We start from the raw sequence: 15,070 nt of genomic DNA, 5'->3' as shown, positions 1-15,070 counted from the left end.
CCGAGCGCTGGATCCCGCACGCCCCGCGCGTGCACGATCCAGCGCTCGGCGGAAGGGGGAGGGGGACGGGATGGAGGGCACGAATGCGGGAGTGCTGGGCCTGCCGGTGCGGGGGCGCGGCGGGTACGGTGTGGACACAGGCGGGGACGCCGGGTCGCACGAGTGTGCGGGCGGCGGCCGCACCGTCCCACGACGACGAGGGAGACCGCTGTGAAGAAGCTCATCAACGACCCGGGTGACGTCGTCACCCAGTCCGTCGCCGGCCTCGTGGCCGCGCACTCCGACATCCTCACCGCCAGCCAGGACCCGCTCTTCGTCTCGCGCGCCGGCGGCGCCGTCCCCGGCAAGGTCGGCCTCGTGTCCGGCGGGGGGAGTGGCCACGAGCCGCTCCACGCCGGCTTCGTCGGCGTCGGCATGCTCGACGCCGCCGTCCCCGGCGCCGTCTTCACCTCGCCCAGCCCCGAGCCGATCCTCGCCGCCATGCAGGCCGCCGACAGTGGGGCGGGCGTGGTCCAGATCGTCAAGAACTACACCGGGGACGTCCTCAACTTCGAGGTCGCGGCCGAGCTCGGTGAGGCCGAGGGGCTCTCGGTGCGCAGCGTCCTCGTCGCCGACGACGTCGCCGTCGAGGACTCGACGTGGACGGCGGGCCGTCGCGGCGTCGCCGGCACGCTCGTCGTGGAGAAGATCGCCGGGGCGGCCGCCGAGCGCGGTGACGACCTCGACGCCGTCGTCGCCGTCGCCGAGCGCACCGCCGCGGCCGTGCGCACCATGGGCATCGCGCTGAGCGCCCCCACCGTCCCCGCCGCCGGCCGGCCCTCCTTCGACCTCGAGGACGACGAGGTCGAGGTCGGCATCGGCATCCACGGCGAGCCGGGCCGCCGCCGCGTCAAGGCCGTGTCCGCCGACGAGACCGCCGAGCTCCTCCTCGAGCCGGTCCTCTCCGACCTCGGCGGGGTCGACGGCAAGGACGTCCTCCTCCTCGTCAACGGCATGGGCGCCACCCCGTCGCTCGAGCTGTACATCCTCTACGGCGCCGCCCGGCGGATCCTCGAGGCCCGCGGCGCGACGGTCGTGCGCTCGCTCGTCGGCAGCTACGTCACCTCCCTGGACATGGCGGGCGCGAGCATCAGCGTCATGCCGCTGGACGAGGAGCTCGTCTCGCTGTGGGACGCTCCGGCGCTTACGGTGGCACTGCGTCAGGGAATGTGAGGACGAGATGGACGACACACTCGACACCGCCTGGGCGGTGCGCTGGGCCGAGCTCGCGCAGAGCTCGGTCGCCGAGAACCGCATCGCGCTCATGGAGCTCGACCGGGAGATCGGCGACGGCGACCACGGCGACAACCTCGACCGCGGGTTCACCGCGGTGACCGCCAAGCTCGCCGACGCGACGCCGGACAGCCCAGCCGCGGTGTTCAAGCTCATCGCCACGACGCTCATGTCGACGGTGGGCGGGGCCGCCGGGCCGCTCTACGGCACCGCCTTCCTCCGCGCGGCGACGGCGGCGGGGCAGGGCCCGCTCGACGCCGGCGGGGTCGCCGCCATGCTCACGGCGGCCGTCGAGGGCGTCCAGGCCCGCGGCAAGGCGACCACCGGGGACAAGACCATGGTCGACGCGCTCGCCCCGGCCGCCGCGGCCGCGCGCTCGGTGGCCGAGGTCGGGGGCTCGGCGCGCGCCGCCCTCGAGGCCGCCGCGCAGGCCGCGGAGGAGGGGGCCCGGGCCACCGAGCCGCTCGTCGCCCGCAAGGGGCGGGCCAGCTACCTCGGTGACCGGTCCGCCGGTCACCGCGACCCGGGCGCGCAGTCGAGCGCGCTCGTCCTGCGGGCCGCCGCAGACGCCGCGGCGGGGGACCAGGAGTCGTCATGACGACGGCGATCCTCGTCGTGTCCCACTCGGCCCAGCTCGCCCGGGGGGTGTGCGAGGTCGCCGAGCAGATGGCGCCCGACGTCGTGCTCCGCGCCGCGGGCGGCACGGTCGACGGTCGCATCGGCACGAGCTTCGACAAGGTCGCCAGCGCGCTGGAGGAGCTCACCGAGGGTGAGGACGGCGTCGTCGTCATCACCGACCTCGGCTCGGCGACGATGACCGCCGAGTCGGTCCTCGAGCTCGTCGGGGGCGACGACGTCGTGCTCGCCGACGCCCCGCTCGTCGAGGGTGCGGTGGCGGCTGCCGTCGCCGCCCAGGGCGGGGCCGGGGCCGAGGCGGTGGCCCGCGCGGCCGAGGCCGCGGCGGCGTCCTTCCCCGGCGCGCACCCGACCGAGACCACCGCGTCCGAGCCGGGGGAGGAGGTCCTCGAGCGGGTGCTCGTCCTGCGCAACTCCCTCGGCCTGCACGCGCGCCCGGCCGCGACCCTCGCCCGGCTCGTCTCCGGGTTCGACGCCCACGTCGAGGTCAACGGGGTCGACGGGGCGAGCGTGCTCGCCCTCATCGGGCTGGGCCTGCCGGGCGGCGCGCAGCTCACCGTCCGGGCGACCGGGCCCCAGGCCGAGCTCGCGCTCGACGCCGTCGCCCAGGTCGTCGAGGACGGCTTCGGCGAGACGTAGGTCCGGGTCCCCCTGGGTGAGACCGGGACCTCCGGTGTGCCGCGGTGCGGCACGATGTGTCCATGAGCGAGATGAAGCACGTCGAGAGCTGGCTCACCGACATGGACGGGGTCCTCGTCCACGAGCACCGCGCCCTGCCGGGCGCCGCCGAGTTCATCGAGGCGCTCATGACCTCGGGTCGGCGCTTCCTCGTCCTGACCAACAACTCGATCTACACGCCGCGTGACCTGTGCGCGCGGCTGCGGGCCGGCGGCATCGACGTGCCCGAGGAGGCGATCTGGACCTCCGCGATGGCGGCGGCCCAGTTCCTCGACGGGCAGCGCCACGGCGGCAGCGCCTACGTCGTCGGGGAGGCGGGGCTGACGACGGCGCTGCACGAGGTCGGCTACACGATGACCGACGTCGACCCGGACTACGTCGTCCTCGGCGAGACGCGGACCTACTCCTTCGAGGCGATCACCCGCGCGATCCGGCTCATCGAGAAGGGGGCGCGCTTCATCGCGACGAACCCCGACCCCTCGGGCCCCTCGGCCGAGGGCACCCTGCCGGCCACCGGCGCCGTCGCCGCGCTCATCACCCGCGCCACCGGCGTCGCGCCCTACTTCGTCGGCAAGCCCAACCCGCTCATGATGCGCAGCGCGCTCAACCGGATCGACGCGCACTCCGAGTCCACGGTGATGATCGGGGACCGGATGGACACCGACGTCGTCTCCGGCCTCGAGGCCGGCATGCGCACGATCCTCGTCCTCAGCGGCTCCACCAAGCCCGAGCAGGTCGACCGCTTCCCCTACGTGCCCACGCGCGTGATGGACTCCATCGCCGACGTCGTCCCGCTCGTCGGCGAGCTCTCCCCGGCTCAGTAGGATCGTGGCGATGAGTCGTCCCACCCGCAGCGCCCGCGCGCTCTTCGCCGCCACCCTCCTGATCAGCGAGGCGTTCGTCGTCCTCTTCGCCGGACTGGTCGTCTACGGCCTGCGCCTGACCTCCGTGCCGGTCCTGCTCGTCGGCGGCGGCGTGCTCGCCCTGTGGGCGCTGGTGGCCGGCGCGCTCGTGCGCCGCGGCGTGGCCGGGTACGTGCTCGGCTCCATGCTCCAGGTCGCGCTCCTCGCCACCGGTGTCGTCGTGCCGATGATGTTCATCGTGGGCGCCGTCTTCGCCGTGCTGTGGCTCGTGTCGCTGCGCGTCGGCAGCCAGATCGACGCCGAGCGGGTGGTGCGCGAGCGCGAGGAGCGCGAGTACCAGGCGCGCGCGGGTGAGGGCCCGGCCGTCACCGGGGACGCGCCTCCCGCCAGGTAGGGTCGCCCCGTGACTTCCACCCAGACCACCGAACGCACCCTCGTCCTCATCAAGCCCGACGGCGTCCAGCGCTCCCTCGTCGGGGAGGTGCTGCGCCGCATCGAGGCCAAGGGCTACCGCATCGTCGCGCTCGAGATGCGCAGCGCCGACGCCGAGCTCCTCGGGGAGCACTACGCCGAGCACCGCGGCCGCCCCCACTTCGAGCCGCTCGTGGAGTTCATGGGCTCCGGGCCCCTCGTCGCCGCCGTCGTCGAGGGCGTGCGCGTCATCGAGGGCTTCCGCTCCCTGGCCGGCACCACCGAGCCGACGACGGCCGCCCCCGGCACCATCCGCGGCGACCTCGCTCGCGCGTGGGAGACCCAGGTGATCCAGAACCTCGTGCACGGCTCGGACTCCCCGGAGTCCGCCGCCCGCGAGATCGGGCTCTGGTTCCCCGCCCTCTGACCAGCCGCGGACGCGGGCGCACCGGCCCGCACGCACCTGCTCGCCTCGTCCTCCCGACTCACCCCTCGCCCCGGGCGAGGGGGGGAGGGACGAGGCGAGCGGCGTTGTGGGGGCGGGCGCGAAACGGTGAGGAAGACGGCGGGTGGGCGACGCAGAACCGCGGCACTGTGCCGTTAGGCTGCCCCCGTGCATCTCAAGACGCTGACGCTGCGGGGGTTCAAGTCCTTCGCCTCGGCGACGACCCTGCACCTCGAGCCGGGCATCACGTGCGTCGTGGGGCCCAACGGCTCGGGCAAGTCGAACGTCGTCGACGCCCTCGCCTGGGTCATGGGCGAGCAGGGCGCGAAGTCGCTGCGCGGCGGCTCGATGTCCGACGTCATCTTCGCCGGGACGTCCAACCGCGCCCCGCTCGGCCGCGCCGAGGTCTCCCTGACGATCGACAACTCCGACGGGCTGCTGCCGATCGACTACAGCGAGGTGACGATCTCCCGCACGCTCTTCCGGGGCGGCGGCTCGGAGTACGCGATCAACGGGGAGTCCTGCCGTCTCCTGGACATCCAGGAGCTGCTCTCGGACACCGGCATGGGCCGCGAGATGCACGTCATCGTCGGGCAGGGGCAGCTGGACGCCGTGCTGTCCGCCGGCCCCGAGGAGCGGCGCGGCTTCATCGAGGAGGCCGCCGGCGTCCTCAAGCACCGCCGCCGCAAGGAGAAGGCGCTGCGCAAGCTCGAGGCGATGCGCGCCAACGTCGACCGCGTCAACGACCTCACCACCGAGATCCGCCGCCAGCTCGGCCCGCTCGCCCGGCAGGCCGACGTCGCACGCCGCGCCCAGGTCATCCAGGCCGACCTGCGCGACTCCAGCGCCCGGCTGCTCGCCGACGACCTCGTCCAGCTCACCGCCACCCTCCAGCGGGAGATCGCCGACGAGACGGCGCTGCGCGAGCGCCGCGCCGCCGTCGAGGGCGCCGCCGACGCCGCCCGCGCCCGGCTCGCCGCCCTGGAGTCCGACGCCGCCGCCGCGGCGCCCCGGCTGCGCGAGGCCACCGACACCTGGCACTCCCTGTCCGGCCTGCGCGAGCGGCTGCGCGGCCTGCACTCCCTCGCTGCCGAGCGCAGCCGCCTGCTCGGCACGCCCGCCCAGGAGCACCGCGGCACCGACCCCGAGGAGCTCGACGCCCGCGCCGCCCGCGCCCGCGAGGAGGAGCAGGCGCTCGCCGCCGAGGTGGAGGCCGCCCGCGCCGCGCTCGAGGCACTCGTCGCCGAGCGCACGCAGGCCGAGGAGACCGAGCGCGAGGCGGAGCGCGGGCTGGCCGCCGTCCACCGCGGCGTCGCCGACCGCCGCGAGGGCCTGGCCCGCCTCACCGGCCAGGTGGCCGCCCGGCGCAGCGCCGCCGAGGCTGCCCAGTCCGAGCTCGGCCGCCTGCGCGCCAACCTCGCCGAGGCCGAGGAGCGCGTGCGCCAGGCGCAGGCCGACTTCACCCTGCTGGAGCAGCAGGTCGCGGGCGCAGAGGAGGGCGAGGAGGGGCTCGACGAGGCGCACGAGGAGGCCGTCGAGGAGCTCGACGCCGCCGAGGCCGCCGTCCGCGCCCTGGAGGAGGAGGAGCGCGCCGCCGACGGCGAGCGGCGCACCTGGCAGACCCGCCGCGACACCCTCGAGCTCTCGCTCACCCGCAAGGACGGCACCGGGGCGCTCCTCGCCGCCACCGACCGCCTCCCCGGCCTGCGCGGCTCGCTGCCGGACGCGCTCGGCGTCGAGCACGGGTACGAGACCGCCGTCGCCGCCGTCCTCGCCGCGCACACCGACGCGGCGGTCGTCGAGTCGACCGACGTCGCCGTCGACGCCATCCGGCGCGCCCGCGACGAGGACCTCGGCCAGGTCCGGCTCGTCGTCGCCGGGGCGGCCGCGCCCACCGGTGAGGACGCCGCACCTCCCGCGGGTGCACGCTGGCTGCGCGACGTCGTCACCGCCTCCGAGGAGGTCGCCGGGGCGGTGCGCACGCTCCTCGCAGGCGCCGTCGTCGTCGAGGACCTCGCCGCGGCCCGCGCGGCCGTGGCAGCCGCCGACGTCCTCGCCGTCACCCGCGACGGCGACCTCCTGTCCCGCGTCTCCGCCGGCGGCGGGACGCCGGGCGGGCCGAGCGTCCTGGAGCTGCACGCCGCCCACGAGGAGGCCGCCGCGGAGGTCGACGCCGCCACCGCCCGCGCCGAGCAGGCCCGCTTCGCGCTCGTCGGCGCCCGCGACCGGGTCGCCCGCGCCCAGGAGGAGGTCGAGGCGACCCTCGCCGCCCTCCACGCCTCGGACGCCCGCCTCGCCGGCGTCGCCGAGCAGCTCGGCCGGCTCGGGTCGGTCGCCCGCTCGGCCGAGGCCGAGGCCGACCGGATCCGCCCCGCCATCGCCCAGCTCGTCGCCAAGGGGGAGGAGCACGAGCGGGAGCTCGCCGAGCTCGTCGCCCGGCTCGCCGTCGCCCAGCAGGAGCCCGAGCGCACCGAGGACGACCTCACCACCGCCACCGCCGAGCGGGACCGCGCCGCCCAGGCCGCCCGCACCGCCCGTGCCGCGGAGACCGAGGCGCGCCTCGCGCTGCGCACCGTGGAGGAACGGGCGGGCGCGCTGTCCGGCCGTGCAGCCTCCCTCGAGCGCGCCGCCGAGGCCGAGCGTGTCGCCCGCCGCAAGGCGGCGGAGCGGGAACGCCGCCGCGCCCGCCAGGCCGAGACCGCGGCGCTCGTGCGCGCCGGCGCCGAGCAGGCGCTGGCCGCCGCCGAGCGCTCCCTCGCCGCGGCCGCCGACGCCCGCGAGGAGGCCGAGGCCGCCCGGGCCGAGCGCGAGGCCGAGATCGGCCAGGTGCGCGCGCGGCTCGAGGAGGCCACGGCGGACCTCGCCCGGCTCACCGACGCCGTCCACCGCGACGAGGTCGCCCGCGCCGAGCAGCGGCTGCGCATCAGCCAGCTCGAGGAGCGCGCGGTGAGCGACCTCGGCATCGACCCCGAGGTCCTCGTCGAGGAGTACGGGCCGCACCAGCCGGTGCCCGTCGTCGTGCCCGACGGCGAGGAGCCGCGCGACCCCGTGCCCTACGTCCGCGAGGAGCAGGAGAAGCGCCGCCGGCTCGCCGAGCGCGACCTCGCCCGGCTCGGCAAGGTCAACCCGCTCGCCCTCGAGGAGCACGCGGCCCTCGCCGAGCGGCACCGCTTCCTCACCGAGCAGCTCGCCGACCTCAAGAAGTCCCGCGCCGACCTCCTGGAGATCGTCAAGGAGATCGACGAGCGCGTCGAGCGCGTGTTCACCGAGGCGTACGCCGACACGGCCGCCGCGTTCGAGGACGTCTTCTCCCGGCTCTTCCCCGGCGGGGAGGGGCGGCTCACGCTCACCGACCCCGAGGACATGCTCAGGACCGGCATCGAGATCGAGGCGCGCCCGCCGGGCAAGAAGGTCAAGCGGCTCTCGCTCCTGTCCGGCGGCGAGCGCTCACTCACCGCGGTCGCCCTCCTCGTGGCGATCTTCAAGGCCCGGCCCAGCCCGTTCTACGTCATGGACGAGGTCGAGGCGGCGCTGGACGACACCAACCTCGGGCGCCTGCTGGAGATCTTCACCGAGCTGCGCGAGGACTCCCAGCTCATCGTCATCACCCACCAGAAGCGCACGATGGAGATCGCCGACGCCCTCTACGGCGTGACGATGCGTGGGGACGGTGTGACGACCGTCATCAGCCAGCGGCTCGCCGACGAGGACCGACACGCCACCGTGTGACTCCCGGTGGCACGAACCGTCGGAGCCTGGGTGATAATGAAGCCATGACGGGGGCGATCCTGGTGACCATCCTGGCGGCACTGTGCGCGGTGCTCGTCTTCGTCGCCGTGCTCTCGGCCAACAAGCCGGAGGGCGGCTGGGTCGCGTGGGTGCGCGAGTCCGTGCGCGCCTGGCGCACCGACGAGATCGAGTGGACCGACGAGGTCGACGAGGACGACGCCGGCGGCCTGGGCACCCTCTACCTCATGAGTGAGCCTGGTCACGCCTACACCACCCCCGAGGAGCTCGGCACGACCAAGCTCGCCGCCCGGCTGCGCGACCTGCGGGAGCGCGCCCCCGAGCTCGGCGAGCCCGGCGAGGCGCGCGCCTGACCCTCGCCCGGCCCCGGCAGGACGCCGCCGCGCCCGCCCCCGGCAAGGCGCCGACGTGCCGCGAGGCGCGCCGGTTCGAGCACGCCCGGTGGCCCCGGCCGCCGGTCGTGGTCCAGACTGGTCTGCTGTGACCGATCAGCTGTGGGCCATCCTCGCCGTCGTCCTCGTCGTCCTCGTCGCCGGAGGGGCGGCCCTCACCTCGGGCCTGCGCCGCCGGCGCCCACCGAGCCTGCCGGAGGAGCGCGCCGAGAGCGGCGTCCTCACCGAGGAGCCGCAGGACACCGCGACCCTCGAGCGGCCGCCCGCGACCGACGCGCCGGCCCCCGAGGCGCCCGCGGTCACCACCGAGCGTCCCGCGCCCGTCGCTGGCCGCATGGTGCGGCTGCGTGAGCGTCTGTCCCGCTCCGGCACCATCGGCCGGTCGATCCTCTCGGTCCTGTCCCGCGAGACCCTCACCGAGGAGGACTGGGAGGAGATCGAGGAGACGCTCCTGCTCGCCGACGTCGGCATCGGCCCGACGACCGAGCTCATGGACCGCCTGCGCACCCGCGTGCAGGTGCTCGGCAGCAAGGACACTGCCACCGTCCGCGACATCCTGCGCGAGGAGCTCGTCCAGCTCGTCGACCCGACGATGGACCGCTCGCTGCACACCGCCAAGGGCGTGGGCGACGACGGCGAGCCGCACCCCGCGACCGTCCTCGTCGTCGGCGTCAACGGCACCGGCAAGACGACGACGGTCGGCAAGCTCGCCCGCGTCCTCGTCGCGGAGGACCTCGACGTCGTCCTCGGCGCCGCCGACACCTTCCGCGCCGCGGCTGCCGACCAGCTGCAGACCTGGGGCGAGCGCGTCGGCGTCCGGACGGTGCGCTCGGACCGCGAGGGCGCCGACCCGGCCGCCGTCGCGTTCGACGCCGTGCGCGCCGGCCGGGAGAGCGGCGCGGACGTCGTCGTCGTCGACACCGCGGGCCGGCTGCAGAACAAGGCCGACCTCATGGGTGAGCTCGGCAAGATCAAGCGCGTCATCTCCCGGCAGGCGCCGGTGAGCGAGGTCCTCCTCGTGCTCGACGCGACGACCGGCCAGAACGGGCTGCGCCAGGCGCAGGTCTTCGCCGACGTCGTCGACGTCACCGGAATCGTTCTCACCAAGCTCGACGGCACCGCCAAGGGCGGCATCGTCATCGCCGTCCAGCGTGAGCTGGGGGTGCCGGTCAAGCTCGTCGGACTGGGGGAGGGGGCCGACGACCTGGCCCCGTTCGTCCCCGAGGAGTTCGTCGACGCGCTGCTCAGCTGAGCCCGTCCGGGCGCTGCGCCGCCGCCCCGTAACACGCCCGTCACACGCCCGCCGTGACCGTAACGGGAGTGAAACGTGGCGGCGGCACACGTGAAACCTCACGCGAGGAGGGTGTCCCTCAGCCGGCCGCACGAGAGCCGGGAGCGAGAGGACCACCTATGGAACTCGACAGCGGTACCACCGCATGGATGCTGATATCGGCATCCCTCGTGCTGCTCATGACGCCAGGTCTGGCGTTCTTCTACGGCGGCATGACCCGGTCCAAGTCCGTCCTGAACATGATGATGATGTCCTTCGGGGCGATGGGCGTCATCGGCGTGATCTACGTGCTGTGGGGCTGGTCGATGTCCTACGGCAGCGAGAGCATCGGCGGCATCTTCGCCAACCCCCTGGAGATGTTCGGCCTCCAGGGCGCGATCCTCGACGACGCCGGGGAGTTCGTCATGGACGGCGGCCTGCCGGTCATCGTCGACGTCGGCTTCCAGGTGACGTTCGCGATCATCACCACCGCCCTCATCAGCGGCGCGCTCGCCGAGCGCGTGAAGTTCGGCACCTGGATGGTCTTCGCCGGCCTGTGGGTCACCCTGGCCTACTTCCCGATGGCCCACATGGTCTGGGGCGGCGGCCTGCTCAGCGGGGACGGCCCCTTCGCCTCCATCGCCGACCCGATCGACTTCGCGGGCGGCACCGTCGTCCACATCAACGCGGGTGTCGCGGCCCTCGTCCTGGCCCTCGTCGTGGGCAAGCGTCGCGGCTTCGGCCGTGAGCCCAGCCGCCCCCACAACCTCCCCTTCGTCATGCTCGGCGCCGCCCTCCTGTGGTTCGGCTGGTTCGGCTTCAACGCCGGCTCCGCCTACGCCGCAGACGGCCTCGCCGGTCTCGCCTGGGTCAACACCACGACGTGCACCGCCGCCGCGATCCTCGGCTGGCTGGTCGTGGAGAAGCTGCGTGACGGGCACGCCACCTCCCTCGGTGCCGCCTCCGGCATCGTCGCGGGCCTCGTCGCGATCACCCCCGCCGCCGGCTCCCTCAGCCCGGTCGGCTCCATCGCCCTCGGCCTCGTCGCCGGTGGTCTGTGCGCGATGGCCGTCTCCCTCAAGTACCGCCTCGGCTTCGACGACTCCCTCGACGTCGTCGGCGTCCACCTCGTCGGCGGTCTCGTCGGCACCGTGATGATCGGCTTCCTCGCCACCGACGGTGGCCTGTTCTACGGCGGCGGCCTCAACCTCCTCGCCGTCCAGGTGATCATCGCCGTCGTCGCGATCCTCTTCTCGGGGGTCGTCACCCTCGTCATCGGCCTCGCTCTCAAGGCGACCCTCGGCTGGCGTGTGAGCGACGAGGTCGAGGCCGGCGGGATCGACTCCGCCGTCCACGGCGAGTCGGCCTACGAGGGCCTCGGCGGCGGTCTGGCCACCAGCCTCCCGCAGCGCGTGGCCGCCTCCGCCCCCGTCAGCACCGAAGAGAAGGTCGGCTCATGAAGCTCATCACCGCAGTGATCCAGCCCCACCGGCTCGGCGACGTCAAGCAGGCGCTCACCAGCGTCGGCGTCCAGGGCATGACGGTCTCCGAGGCGAGCGGCTACGGCCGCCAGCACGGGCACACCGAGGTCTACCGCGGCGCGGAGTACGCCGTCGACCTCGTCCCCAAGATCCGCGTCGAGGTCCTCGTCGAGGACGAGGACGTCACCCTGGTGAGCGGCGCGATCGTCCACGCGGCCCAGACGGGCCGGATCGGGGACGGCAAGGTGTGGGTCGTGCCGGTCGAGGAGGTCGTCCGGGTGCGTACCGGCGACCGCGGCGTCGTCGCGATCTGACGTGGGCCGGGCCTCCGCCGCCGCTGTCGCCGCGCTGCGCGAGGCCCGGCTCGCGCTGGCCCCGCCCACCCCTGCCGGGGCGGGCGGGGCCGGCGTGTCGGGTGCCCGCTACCGCGAGCAGCTGGCGGCGCTCGTCGACGCGGCGCTGTGCGACCTCTGGGAGGCGGTGGCACCCGCCGACCACACCGGCCTCGCCCTCGCGGTCGTCGGCTCCCAGGGCCGCCGGGACGCCGGGCCGACGAGCGACCTCGACGTCGTCCTCGTCCACGACGGCCGCCGGCACGACGTCTCGGCCGTCACCCCCCTCGCCGAGTCGCTGTGGTACCCGATGTGGGACGCCGGGCTCGACATCGACCACTCCGTGCGCAGTCTCGCCGGGTGCCGTCAGGTGGCCTCCAAGGATCTCGTCTCGGCGGTCGGGCTGCTCGACGTCCGCCACGTCGCCGGCGACCCCGTCGTCGTCACCCGCGCCCGCCGTGCCCTGCTCGACGACTGGCGCGGCGCCGCCCGCCGGCGGCTGCCCGAGCTCCTCGCCTCGGTGCGGGAGCGGGGGGAGCGCCACGGCGAGCTCGCCTACCTCATCGAGCCGGACCTCAAGGAGGCCCGCGGCGGACTGCGCGACGTCGTCGTCCTCGACGCGCTCACCGCGACGTGGCTCGCCGACCGCCCGCACGGGGAGGTCGACGACGCCGCCGCCTTCCTCCTCGACGTCCGCGACGCCGTCGCCCTCGTCTCCCGGCGCCGCACGAACCGGCTGCTGCGGGCCGACGCTCCCGACGTCGCCGCCCGACTCGGGCTGACCGACTCGGACGCCCTGCTCACCGAGCTCGCGCAGGCCGCCCGCGTGGTGAGCGCCGCGCTCGACGTCACGACCCGCCGGGCCCGCCAGGCGCTACGGCGCACCACCCCCCGCTGGCGCGGCCCGCGCACGGTGCGAGGGCAGCGGGTGCCGCCGCGACTGCGGCTCGTGGCGCCCGGTCTCGCCGAGCACGACGGCGAGCTCGTCCTCGCCGGGGACGTCGACCTCGAGGGCGACAGCGGGCTCACCCTGCGGGCCGCCGCCGCCTCCGCGCGCACCGGGCTGCCGCTCTCCCCGGTGACCCTCGCCGCCCTGGACCGGGCACCGGCGCCCCCGGTGCCGTGGCCCGCCGAGGCCCGCGCCGACCTGCTCGCCCTGCTCGCCGCCGGTCCGGCGCAGGTGCCCGTGTGGGAGGCGCTCGACCTCGCCGGGGTCGTCACCCGCTGGGTGCCGCAGTGGGCCGACGTGCGCAACCGCCCCCAGCGCGCCCCCGTCCACCGGCACACGGTCGACCGCCACCTGGTCGAGACCGCTGCGAACGCCGCCGTGCTGCTGCGTGAGCGCCGTGACCTGGCGCCCGCGCTCGAGGAGCCCGTGCTCCTCGCCGCGATCCTCCACGACATCGGGAAGGTGGCCGGGGCGGGCGACCACTCCGAGGAGGGCGCGCGGCGCGCCGCCGACGTGCTCGCGAGGCTCGGCGTGGACCCCGCGGTGCGCGAGGCCGTCGTCCTCCTCGTCCGGGAGCACCTCACGCTCGCCGACCTCGCGACCACCCGCGACGTCGCCGACCCGGCCGTGGCGCAGGAGCTGCTCGACGCCGTCCGGCACGACCCCGCGCTGCTCGAGGCGCTGCACCTGCTCACGGCCGCCGACGCCTCCGCCGCCGGGCCGACCGCCTGGACGCCGTGGCGGGCGGGCCTGGTCGCCCGGCTCGTCGGAGCGGCCACCGAGCGCCTGCGCGGGACCGTCGCGCGGGACCCGGGGGCTGCCTGACCCGGCCCGCGGCGGGCGCGGCGGTGCTCCGCGGGAGTGCCGGACAAGGGCCGACTTCGCCGCCAGGTAGAGCCCCGGCCCGCTGAACCGGCCGCAGGGCGGATACCCTGGGAGACAGACCACCCCATCGAGCACGCGAGGACCCTCCTTGTTCGCCAGCCTCTCCGACCGCCTGACAGCCACCTTCCGCAACCTTCGCGGCAAGGGACGGCTGTCCGAGCAGGACATCACGACCACCGTCTCCGAGATCCGGCGCGCCCTCCTCGAGGCCGACGTCGCCCTCCCGGTGGTGCGCGAGTTCACCGCCGCCGTCCGTGAGCGCGCGCTGGGCGAGGAGGTCTCCAAGGCCCTCAACCCGGGCCAGCAGATCGTCAAGATCGTCAACGCCGAGCTCATCGAGATCCTCGGCGGCCAGGCGCGAGACCTGCGCTTCGCCAAGCGCCCGCCGACGGTCATCATGCTCGCCGGCCTCCAGGGCGCCGGTAAGACGACGCTCGCCGGGAAGCTCGCCAAGTGGCTCAAGGACCAGGGCCAGACCCCGCTCCTCGTCGCCGCCGACCTCCAGCGCCCCAACGCCGTCACCCAGCTCCAGGTCGTGGGGGAGCGGGCCGGGGTGCCGGTGTGGGCGCCCGAGCCCGGCAACGGCGTCGGCGACCCGGTCGCCGTCGCCCGCTCCGGCCTCGCCCAGGCGCAGGACAAGCTCCACTCCGTCCTCATCGTCGACACCGCGGGCCGCCTCGGCGTCGACGCCGAGATGATGGCCCAGGCCGCCGCCATCAAGGAGGCCGTCCAGCCCGACGAGACCCTCTTCGTCCTCGACGCGATGATCGGTCAGGACGCCGTGGCCACCGCCCAGGCGTTCCTCGAGGGCGTCGACTTCACCGGCGTCGTCCTCACCAAGCTCGACGGCGACGCCCGTGGTGGCGCCGCCCTGTCGGTCGCCAAGGTCACCGGCCGGCCGGTCCTGTTCGCCTCGACCGGTGAGAAGCTCACCGACTTCGAGCGCTTCCACGCCGACCGCATGGCCTCGCGCATCCTCGACATGGGTGACGTCCTCACCCTCATCGAGCAGGCCGAGCGGGCCTTCGACCAGGACGAGGCCGAGCGCATGGCGGCCAAGGTCGCCGGCGGCGAGGACTTCACGCTGCAGGACTTCCTGGACCAGATGCAGCAGCTGAAGAAGATGGGCTCGATGAAGAAGGTGCTCGGGATGCTCCCGGGCGCCGGGCAGATGCGCGAGGCCCTGGAGAACTTCGACGAGCGCGAGGTCGACCGCATCGAGGCGATGGTGCGCTCGATGACCCCGCAGGAGCGCGCGAACCCCAAGATCCTCAACGGCTCGCGCCGCTCGCGCATCGCCCGCGGCTCGGGCACCACGGTGACCGAGGTCAACCAGCTCATGGAGCGCTTCGAGCAGGCGCGCACGATGATGCGCCAGATGGCGCGCTCCGGCGGGAAGCTGCCGCGCGGCGGCTTCGGTCCCGGTGGCCTGCCGGGCGGTGGCAAGAAGTCGCGCGGACGCATGGCCCCGCCGCCGAAGAAGGGCAAGAAGGGCAAGTCGGGCAACCCCGCGAAGCGTGCGCAGCAGGAGGCCGAGGCCGCGCGCCAGGCCCAGGAGCGCCCGTCGGCGCCGGCCGGCTCGGCCTTCGGGCTGGGTGGCGGCCAGACGGCGAGCGAGCCCGACGCCGTACCGGACCTCGAGCAGCTCCAGAAGTACCTGCGCTGACGTGGCACGGCCGCTGCACCTCACCGGCACGGTCGTCGTCGGG

13 protein-coding genes are annotated in these 15,070 nt (G+C 74.9%); all 13 read left to right on the top strand.

Annotated features, from left to right (window positions below; all coding sequences use genetic code 11):
* Positions 1–210 precede the first annotated feature (210 nt).
* The 13 genes from dhaK (at position 211) to ffh (ending at position 15,027) form a co-directional block, all read left to right on the top strand.
* A complete protein-coding gene (dhaK, locus tag FHE66_RS14455) occupies positions 211–1,212 on the top strand; it encodes a dihydroxyacetone kinase subunit DhaK (RefSeq protein WP_139073651.1) in 1,002 nt (333 codons plus the stop codon).
* A gap of 7 nt (positions 1,213–1,219) precedes the next feature.
* Positions 1,220–1,870, top strand: a complete 651-nt coding sequence (gene dhaL / locus FHE66_RS14450) for a dihydroxyacetone kinase subunit DhaL (RefSeq protein ID WP_139073650.1) — start codon at positions 1,220–1,222, stop codon at positions 1,868–1,870.
* A complete protein-coding gene (gene dhaM / locus FHE66_RS14445) occupies positions 1,867–2,547 on the top strand; it encodes a dihydroxyacetone kinase phosphoryl donor subunit DhaM (RefSeq protein WP_139073649.1) in 681 nt (226 codons plus the stop codon). The genes dhaL and dhaM overlap by 4 nt, the downstream gene beginning before the upstream one ends.
* A gap of 62 nt (positions 2,548–2,609) precedes the next feature.
* A complete protein-coding gene (locus FHE66_RS14440; protein WP_139073648.1) occupies positions 2,610–3,410 on the top strand; it encodes an HAD-IIA family hydrolase in 801 nt (266 codons plus the stop codon).
* A gap of 10 nt (positions 3,411–3,420) precedes the next feature.
* Positions 3,421–3,843, top strand: a complete 423-nt coding sequence (locus tag FHE66_RS14435; RefSeq protein ID WP_139073647.1) for a DUF4233 domain-containing protein — start codon at positions 3,421–3,423, stop codon at positions 3,841–3,843.
* Between the two features lie 9 nt (positions 3,844–3,852).
* A complete protein-coding gene (gene ndk / locus FHE66_RS14430) occupies positions 3,853–4,287 on the top strand; it encodes a nucleoside-diphosphate kinase (protein ID WP_139073646.1) in 435 nt (144 codons plus the stop codon).
* A gap of 186 nt (positions 4,288–4,473) precedes the next feature.
* On the top strand, positions 4,474–8,034 hold the full coding sequence (smc, locus tag FHE66_RS14425; protein ID WP_176554798.1) for a chromosome segregation protein SMC: 3,561 nt from the start codon (positions 4,474–4,476) through the stop codon (positions 8,032–8,034).
* A 44-nt stretch (positions 8,035–8,078) separates the two neighbouring features.
* Positions 8,079–8,405 (top strand): hypothetical protein, encoded by a 327-nt coding sequence (locus FHE66_RS14420; RefSeq protein ID WP_139073645.1) that lies wholly within the window; start codon positions 8,079–8,081, stop codon positions 8,403–8,405.
* Between the two features lie 127 nt (positions 8,406–8,532).
* Positions 8,533–9,696, top strand: a complete 1,164-nt coding sequence (gene ftsY, locus FHE66_RS14415; RefSeq protein ID WP_139073644.1) for a signal recognition particle-docking protein FtsY — start codon at positions 8,533–8,535, stop codon at positions 9,694–9,696.
* A gap of 158 nt (positions 9,697–9,854) precedes the next feature.
* On the top strand, positions 9,855–11,174 hold the full coding sequence (locus FHE66_RS14410; RefSeq protein WP_139073643.1) for an ammonium transporter: 1,320 nt from the start codon (positions 9,855–9,857) through the stop codon (positions 11,172–11,174).
* Positions 11,171–11,509, top strand: coding sequence for a P-II family nitrogen regulator (locus FHE66_RS14405; protein WP_139073642.1), 339 nt, complete (start codon positions 11,171–11,173; stop codon positions 11,507–11,509). Before FHE66_RS14410 ends, FHE66_RS14405 begins: the two co-directional genes overlap by 4 nt.
* A 1-nt stretch (position 11,510) precedes the next feature.
* Positions 11,511–13,301, top strand: a complete 1,791-nt coding sequence (locus FHE66_RS14400) for an HD domain-containing protein (RefSeq protein WP_139073641.1) — start codon at positions 11,511–11,513, stop codon at positions 13,299–13,301.
* A gap of 148 nt (positions 13,302–13,449) precedes the next feature.
* A complete protein-coding gene (gene ffh / locus FHE66_RS14395; protein WP_139073640.1) occupies positions 13,450–15,027 on the top strand; it encodes a signal recognition particle protein in 1,578 nt (525 codons plus the stop codon).
* The last annotated feature ends 43 nt before the right edge of the window (positions 15,028–15,070 follow it).

It is taken from the genome of Georgenia sp. 311 (genome assembly GCF_006151955.1).
In the GTDB taxonomy this organism is placed as follows: domain Bacteria; phylum Actinomycetota; class Actinomycetes; order Actinomycetales; family Actinomycetaceae; genus Oceanitalea; species Oceanitalea wutianyii.
This window is presented reverse-complemented; position numbering and strand designations above follow the sequence as displayed.

Bases quoted from the DNA above. Each gene is read 5' to 3' on its own strand.
- FHE66_RS14435 (WP_139073647.1), top strand. From the start codon at position 3,421: ATGAGTCGTCCCACCCGCAGCGCCCGCGCGCTCTTCGCCGCCACCCTC.
- FHE66_RS14440 (WP_139073648.1), top strand. From the start codon at position 2,610: ATGAGCGAGATGAAGCACGTCGAGAGCTGGCTCACCGACATGGACGGG.
- dhaL (WP_139073650.1), top strand. From the start codon at position 1,220: ATGGACGACACACTCGACACCGCCTGGGCGGTGCGCTGGGCCGAGCTC.
- dhaM (WP_139073649.1), top strand. From the start codon at position 1,867: ATGACGACGGCGATCCTCGTCGTGTCCCACTCGGCCCAGCTCGCCCGG.
- FHE66_RS14410 (WP_139073643.1), top strand. From the start codon at position 9,855: ATGGAACTCGACAGCGGTACCACCGCATGGATGCTGATATCGGCATCC.
- FHE66_RS14405 (WP_139073642.1), top strand. From the start codon at position 11,171: ATGAAGCTCATCACCGCAGTGATCCAGCCCCACCGGCTCGGCGACGTC.
- FHE66_RS14420 (WP_139073645.1), top strand. From the start codon at position 8,079: ATGACGGGGGCGATCCTGGTGACCATCCTGGCGGCACTGTGCGCGGTG.